The sequence below is a fragment of the Reinekea marinisedimentorum genome (genome assembly GCF_004341165.1).
GTDB lineage: Bacteria > Pseudomonadota > Gammaproteobacteria > Pseudomonadales > Natronospirillaceae > Reinekea > Reinekea marinisedimentorum.
The window spans coordinates 1-8285 of sequence record NZ_SLZR01000037.1 but is presented as its reverse complement, the minus strand read 5'-3'; the positions used below and the strand labels follow the sequence as shown (position 1 = coordinate 8285).

4 protein-coding genes are annotated in these 8285 nt (G+C 49.4%); 3 read left to right on the top strand and 1 reads right to left on the bottom strand.

Annotated elements, in window-relative coordinates:
* Positions 1–1932 precede the first annotated feature (1932 nt).
* A complete protein-coding gene (locus BCF53_RS18805; protein ID WP_132704271.1) occupies positions 1933–4023 on the bottom strand; it encodes a beta-1,3-glucanase family protein in 2091 nt (696 codons plus the stop codon).
* A 122-nt stretch (positions 4024–4145) separates the two neighbouring features.
* Here BCF53_RS18805 and mutY point away from each other — a divergent pair, with 122 nt between their 5' ends.
* From mutY to BCF53_RS18790, 3 genes are all read left to right on the top strand, one after another.
* Positions 4146–5240, top strand: coding sequence for an A/G-specific adenine glycosylase (mutY, locus tag BCF53_RS18800; RefSeq protein ID WP_243645872.1), 1095 nt, complete (start codon positions 4146–4148; stop codon positions 5238–5240).
* A gap of 172 nt (positions 5241–5412) precedes the next feature.
* The gene (gene pgi, locus BCF53_RS18795) at positions 5413–7065 is read left to right on the top strand and encodes a glucose-6-phosphate isomerase (protein ID WP_132704269.1); all 1653 of its coding nucleotides are present in this window, start codon (positions 5413–5415) and stop codon (positions 7063–7065) included.
* Positions 7066–7339: 274 nt separating this feature from the next.
* Positions 7340–7786 carry an REP-associated tyrosine transposase gene (locus BCF53_RS18790; protein WP_132704267.1) on the top strand — a complete coding sequence of 149 codons (447 nt, stop codon included), beginning with the start codon at positions 7340–7342 and terminating at the stop codon, positions 7784–7786.
* The last annotated feature ends 499 nt before the right edge of the window (positions 7787–8285 follow it).

Genomic DNA, 8285 nt, shown 5'->3' with positions numbered 1-8285 from the left:
CTTCGGCGTCTGAAAAACTGAGCTGAGACATGATTGAGTCCGTTAGTTTGATTTTGGCTATTATCGCTTAATTTGTTGTATTTTTCAGAGGTGCCCTAGAAGAAAATGCACAATAGATTCGATGATACTACTACCAACAAGAACAATAGTCTTAATCGATTGAGTGTACAGAACAGAACTTAACTTAATGTCTTGAATAACTCTGTCTTGAAACTGAAGGTATTGTAGATTGTAAGCCAAGTCCTTTTTTAAGTGATACACATGCGTATACCCGTGGCCTTGTTCAATAAACTTTGAAAGATAAGTCTCTAGCTTTGCAATTGAGACTGGATACCAAGCGCTCTTGTCTTCATCGATTAGAGTTAACTCAACCATAGCTATACCTAACGAGGCTGTAGAAAAACCTCGCCCATTTCAAAATTCTTAAAAATGGCCATTTTATAGCCCGAAATAGGCCGATATCTTAAAAAATAGCTCGATTTCTTACGTAAAAATAATTTCAGAGCACTCTCCTAACGGGTGGTTTTCTGAAACTTTAGTTTTTCTACATCTTCAACGTTCTTGTACTGGCCAGAACGATAGTGAATCGAAGGCCCGCCGTGACAGCGGTTTTAAGCGGGCCTCGACCAGACACTTTTTGTTACTTGTAGTTTCCCAAGAGCCCTAACAAGAACAAGATGTCACCAACACCAAATACAAAAAATAGCCAACCCCAAAAATATCGTTTCATTACATCTTTGGTAATAGTCCCTGTATCCTCAAGATGTAGAAATTTCAATAGTGGTATTTTATAACTCGCACTCACTTGTAGCGTTAAACCAATTAGAAGGTACACAGCTGCCAAGTCAAATCTAGGCTCAATCCCTTTGAGAACTCCAACGCTCGCGAATATGAGTGCAAGAAGTACTGAAACTAATATGGCAAATAGAGTTCGTACAAATTTCATATTTACAAGTGACGTTTTTGTACTGCCGCGAGCGAATGCGAGTCGAAGGCCCGCCCGCGACAGCGGGTTCTTAAGCGGGTCTGGTGCAGCTACAATTTGTTAAGTGGAGGAAACCCATAATACATAAGTGTGAAGGTAACGTAGTAAATGGCGGGAACCATGATTATACAAAGAAAAACGTAACCCAAAACTAATATAATATTTGACCTTCCCCGTAGCTTCTTTAGACCCAGTGTGAGTAACAACAGCAAGACCGACAAAAATGGAAAACCGGTAATAGCCATTAATGCAAATAATATATTCAATTCAGCTTGAGATTTAAAATTATATACTCGAGCTGTGATAGGTGGGCCTAAATACTGCCCAACAAAAAACACCACCAAATATAGAACTATAAAAAACCACCAAGGTGTTGTAGAAATCAACTTTCTAACGTCCATACTCCCACTTAACATTTTGTTCTACGACACCTATCGCTTTCTTCCGCGTTGCAGATTTCCGATTCAAGCGACAGACAAAACACACCCACAAGCCAGTCATATTGAGCACCTCAGTATTTTCTGTCAACGCCCACATGCCATGAAAAACGACAGGTGTCATAATGTTCGAGATATGCGGCGGACAAAAATTCAAGCAAAATCAACACATTACAATTCAAATTTAATTTTCTTTTGAAGATCTGTTAATTTCGGTTTTTTCTTGATTTCCGGCAATTGCAACTGCTGCCGTATAACCACGAAATTTCCTGAAAAAAACGACAGATAGCGTTCTGGGAACTGTGGTGAAAGCCGCGCTCCTGAGTGATAAACCTATTCACTCTGCCGCTCTGAAAGGTCGCTATCTGGCAGGTCGTTGATATAGTTTTTCGAGGCAGGTAGTTCGCAGCAAAAACAGGCGAACAGCAGAGTTTATGATTGAGAATGGAGCAGAATACAAAGGCCGTTACCCAGCATTGCGCTCAGTAATCAGCCTCTGTATAAAGTGGATCAGCGCTTTCTGCAACCCACCAACAGCGGCATGAATGCCAGCATCCACCAGCTCAAACTACCGGCTGACGAATTGCTTGCAGCGCTGCTAGAGGCTGTATTGGTCGCATTTTCTTCTTGGTCGTCTGTGTCTGTTGAGTAAACTTCAAACCAATTGATGTTCCAGCCATCTGCGGTGGCAACAATCGTTAGGGTTTGATCACCCTCTTCTACATCCACCATCAGGCTTTGAGTTTCCCAGGTTTGGAAGGAGCCGGTGTTATTGACCTCGACAGTTGCCAGAACATCGTCATTGGCGTTGCGCAATTCGAAACTGCCTGTGCTGTATGCGCTGGCGAGGCGAAAATCAAATTGATACGTCCCTGCTGAAGGAATGTTGATGCTGTAGCGCATCCAGTCGCCGGTATCGATATACCCTACGTTTTCGCCACCGTCGGTATCACTCGTTGTCTCGGTTTCAACACCCGACATCTCGTCGTAATCTTCCGCTTCAATGCGCGCGATAAAGTTTTCCGGGATTGGATCAGTCACGGTCACATAACACACGGCGCTTACACTCGCGGTGTAAGAACTGGCGGTGACAGTGGCCGTACCTTCAGAAACGGCGGTTAGCTCACCGTCATCGACCGTCACTACATCGTCGTCGCTGGTGGCCCAGCTGACCGACTGGTTACTGGCGCTGACAGGCAATACGTCCGCACTGATGGTTGAAACATCACCGGTGGTCAGGCTCAGTGTTTCGCACGAAAGCTCAATGCTGGCCGCTTCAACGTAATCATCGGCAGAGAACCCACCAATCGTCACCAACACTTGCTCCGGGCTGGTGGTATGAATGGTCGAGGAATAGTCAAACACATCGTCGTAGGCAAAGGCGTAGGTTTCGCCTTCAAAGCTGATGTCTTCGCTGTGCCAGAATTCAACGTATTGGTTATGGCCGTAATAGGCGTTATCGAAATAGGTGGAGGAATCATCCCAGCTGATCCAGGCATCTTCGTCGGCGTCTAAATCAATCGCACCCCGGTTAAATGCAGCAGAGAAATGCTTTTGAATGTTTTTATCGTTATCGGTATCCGATGTTTCAGAAACATCTTCAGCCAGCACACCACTGGCCGACATAATCTCGTATGTGCCGGGCTTGGCAGAGATCATCGCATCGGTGCTGAGAGTAACATCGCTGCACCCGGAGTTTTCGTCCGTGTAGTCATCGGTGTATTCCGTGAATACGAACTGGTCACTGCTGTTCACGCGGCCCACCCATTTACCGGCCTCACCGATGCTCAGGCATAGGTTTTCAGTGCTGTAACGCGACCAGACGGCATCAACATAGGCATCAAAGTAATCTTCGTACTGACCACCACTGCTGCTGAAATCTTCATGGTGCGACGGGTTCACAATGATGTCGTAATCGTATTCGTCATCCACCAGATACAGGTTGGTGAATTGCGTCTCTGCTTGGGTCATGGCTTGCCAGGCGTTCACGATGTCATCGTGCGTTAAAATTTCACCGACGCGCTTATAAAAACCATCGCCACCCCACACCTCAATACCCATTGGGTACTGGTACGAATCGACCCGGGTGGTGTTGGTCCACAGGCCGTAATCGTTGTAAGTCAGTTCCACCATTTCAAAACGGATGCCGTAGTTGGCGTCGCCTTCGTTATTCAGGGTGGGGGCCACGTAGCCGCCGGTATCGGATTCCGAGTCGTAGCGAATATAGAGCGTGCTGCCGAACGCGATGTACATACGCACCGAGGAAAGCTGCGGCATGGGGATGGTTTGCTCTTCAATTTCGCTCAGCGGTACGAACATGTCGATGTAGCTGTAACCATCATCATTCGGGCTGGCCAGCGTGTTATCGGTGCTGTCCATCTGGTTGATTTCAAAATCGTTGTCGAAATCCATAAAGGCGTAGCCACCGTTCTGGTAGCCGACTACGGCAATGTATATTTCATCGGCACTGAATTCTGAATTCGGGCTAACGGCAAATTCATACGGGATGGTATCGTCGCCGGCAAAGGCCGGGTTCAGATTCAGGGCGGCGGTAACGGCGCTGCCCAACATAGCGGAACGAAAAACGATGGTTTTTTTCAAAGGGTTCTCCAGGTAAACGGCTGCACAGTGACGTGCTTACGGTAAGAAACCGGTACTATAGCGAGAAGCGAATTTGATAAAGTTCGACTGGTCTAAAAATTAACTAACTACGTACCGAAAACTTGAACAACCAACACGAAAAAGCCAACCTTATGCATACAACACCGGAATGGTTCCAAACCGCGGCTCTCAGCTGGTTTGAACAACACGGCCGAAAACACCTGCCCTGGCAGCAAAACAAAACCGCCTACCGGGTTTGGGTATCGGAAGTGATGCTGCAACAGACGCAGGTCGCTACGGTGATCCCCTATTTTGAGCGCTTTATGGAACGCTTCCCCACGGTGGTCGATTTAGCCGCCGCGCCGGAAGACGACGTTCTGCACCTGTGGACAGGCCTGGGCTACTACGCCCGCGCGCGCAATTTGCACAAGGCGGCAAAAACCGTCGCCCGCGATTTCAGTGGCGAAATGCCCGGTAACGCCGAACAGCTGGAAACCCTGCCCGGCATTGGCCGTTCAACCGCGGCGGCGATTGCCAGCTCGGTGTATGGCCACAGCGAAGCGATTCTCGATGGCAACGTTAAACGGGTGTTGGCGCGCTTCTTTGCATTGCAGGAATGGAGCGGCACCACGGCGGCGCAAAAGCAGCTGTGGCAGTGGGCCGAGCAACTCACCCCCGCGCAGACGGTGGCCGATTACAACCAGTGCATGATGGATTTAGGTGCTATGGTCTGTACCCGCAGCAAGCCTAAATGCACCGCCTGCCCACTGCAGGAGCAGTGCTTGGCTCACGAGCTGGACCAGGTGCATCGCCTGCCGGTGCCCAAACCCAAAAAGGATAAGCCGGTAAAAAGCACCCTAATGCTGATGCTGCAACTGGCTGACGGCCGCGTACTGCTGGAAAAACGCCCGGCTTCCGGCATTTGGGGCGGCCTGTACAGCTTCAGGGAGTTCAGCGACTACGATGCTTTGCTCAGCCACTGCGAACAGCACAGCAAAGTCCGCACTATCGACCGCTGGCCGGTCTTCCGCCACACGTTCAGCCATTACCATCTCGACATCACACCGGTGCTTGCGACCCTCAACACAGCCTCGGGCAATGTTCAGGATGGCAACGCGCTTTGGTTCAGCCCGTTATTAGCAAACGACGGTGAACAGGCCATCGGCCTGCCGGCACCGGTCAGCAGCCTGCTAGCGCAACTGGCAAAAACCCTATAACCCGTATTCGGGGTTTAACAGGTTGTAAAATAGCTTGTCACAATGATCTCAACCCTTGAAGGTGCTCATTTTTGGGTTAAAGTTAAAGGGTTAATGCGCCCTATTTTACGGGCGCTGTTTACCCCAATTTCTCAACTCGACTAACCCTCTAAAGCTAAGGGAATCCACCACCATGCTCGAAAATATAAACCCAACATCGACAGCAGCCTGGAAAGACCTGGAACAACATTTTGCCACCATGCAGGATGTCACCCTCGCCGAACTGTTTAAAAATTCATCAAGCCGATTCACCGATTTCACCGTTCAGTTTGAAGACCAGCTTCTGCTCGATTACTCCAAAAACCTGATCACCGCCGAAACCATGGAAAAGCTCACCGCGCTGGCTGAAGAATGCAAGCTGGGCGATGCCATTAAAGCCATGTTCAGCGGCGAAAAAATCAACCGCACCGAAGGCCGTGCCGTTCTGCACACCGCCCTGCGTAACCGCAGCAACACACCGGTGATGGTTGATGGCGAAGACGTGATGCCGAAGGTCAACCGCGTGTTGGATAAAATGAAAGACTTCTGCGACAAAGTGCATTCCGGCGCATGGAAAGGCTACACCGGCAAAGCCATTACCGATGTCGTCAACATTGGCATTGGCGGCTCCGATTTAGGCCCGGTGATGATCACCGAAGCACTGCGCCCTTATAACGTACCGAACATCACCAGCCACTTTGTTTCCAACGTAGACGGCACCCAAATTGTGGAAACATTGAAGCCACTGAACCCGGAAACGACCCTGTTCCTGGTAGCCTCTAAAACCTTCACCACACAAGAAACCATGACCAACGCCATGACCGCGCGCAGCTGGTTCCTGGAAGCGGCGAAAGACGAAGCCTTTGTTGCCAAGCACTTCGCGGCGCTTTCCACCAACGGAGAAAAGGTAGCCGAGTTCGGCATTGATACCGACAACATGTTTGAGTTCTGGGATTGGGTGGGCGGCCGTTATTCCAGCTGGTCAGCCATTGGCCTTTCCGTTGCACTGACGCTGGGCTACGACAACTTTGTTGAGTTTCTCAGCGGTGCCCATGCGATGGATAAGCACTTCGCCGAAACCGAATTCGATAAAAACATTCCAGCCATTCTGGGTTTAATTGGTATTTGGTACAACAACTTCTACAAAGCCGAAAGCGTTGCCATTCTGCCGTACGATCAATACATGCACCGCTTCGCCGCCTACTTCCAGCAGGGCGATATGGAATCGAACGGTAAGTGCAGCGACCGCAATGGCAACCCGGTGGATTACCAAACCGGCCCAATCATTTGGGGCGAGCCCGGCACCAACGGCCAGCATGCTTTTTACCAGCTAATTCACCAGGGCACCAAGATGATCCCTTGCGATTTCATCGCCCCGGCCATCACCCACAACCCCATCTCCGATCATCACCCAAAACTGATGTCTAACTTCTTCGCCCAAACCGAAGCCCTGGCCTTTGGTAAAAGCGCGGAACAGGTGAAGGCTGAGTTTGCCGCGGCCGGTAAAACCGAAGCGGAAACCGCCGAGCTGGTACCGTTTAAGGTATTCAACGGCAACAAGCCGACAAACTCCCTTCTGGTGAAACAAATTACGCCTTACACACTGGGCGCCATGGTTGCCATGTACGAGCACAAAATTTTTGTACAGGGCGTCATCTGGAACATCTTCTCGTTCGACCAGTGGGGCGTGGAACTCGGGAAGCAGCTGGCGAACCAGATTCTGCCAGAGCTGATGGCAAGCGGCGAAGTAACCAGCCACGATGATTCCACCAATGGGTTGATCAATCAGTTTAAAGCCTGGAAGTAAATGGGTTGCAGAGGCTCTTTTGTAGGTCGGGCTTCAGCCCGACTGCTCAGCCCTAAGTTCAGCAGCAACCTGTGTTGGCCTAAAGACCAACCTACAACCGCGCCTCACCTGTAGGTCGGGCTTTAGCCCGACAACCCAACCGCAAATTCAGCAGCAATCTTTGTTGGCCTAAAGACCAACCTACAACCACAGCTCACCTGTAGGTCGGGCTTCAGCCCGACAATTAAAATAACTCTGCCAGCCTAAATACCGACCCATATAAAAGGAACTTACCATGTCATGGAATGACTTACGTAAAGGCCGTTTTTCTCAAGACCGAGGAGAATACTTTATAACCTTCGTGTGCACTGATCGCATTAGGTACTTTAGCGACCATTCAGCTGCTCATATTTTTTGCCAGCAACTAAAACTAAATGAACAAAGTCATGGTTGTGTTTGGTTAGCCTGGGTACTAATGCCAAATCATTTTCATGGCTTACTTCAGTTAGGCCCGAGCACTTTAGGGAAGGCGGTTGGGCATTTAAAGGGTTTAAGTGCCAAGCGAATCAATGAAAAAACGGGTAGGAACAGAGCCTTATGGCAGTCAGCTTACTTTGATAGAGCGATACGAGCGGAGGAAGACCGTATTGCCATAGCTCGATATATTGTTGCGAACCCTATTAGGTCTGGTTTAGTGAATGATCTAAGTCATTATCCGTACTGGAATTCAACATACCTTTGATTGTCGGTAAATCGTCGGCCTAAAGGCCGACCTACAACCACAGCTCACTTGTAGGTCGGGCTTCAGCCCGACAACCCAACCCCAAGTTCAGCAGCAACCTGTGTTGGCCTAAAGACCAACCTACAACCACAGCTCATTTGTAGGTCGGGCTTTAGCCCGACAACCCAACCGCATATTCAGCAGCAACCTGTGTTGGCCTAAAGGCCAACCTACAACCACGCCTCATTTGTAGGTCGGGCTTTAGCCCGACAACCCAACCCCAAGTTCAGCAGCAATCTGTGTTGGCCTAAAGGCCAACCTACAACCTCGCCTCACCTGTAGGTCGGGCTTCAGCCCGACAACCCAACCCCAAATTCAGCAGCAACCTATGTTGGCCTGAAGACCAACCTACAACCACGCCTCAACTGTAGATACCATCTCTCCATATCGCGTACAAGCACTTCTTCAAGCTGCTTGTGCGCAATATTCCGTTTGATTTTTAACGACGCCAAAACAGATT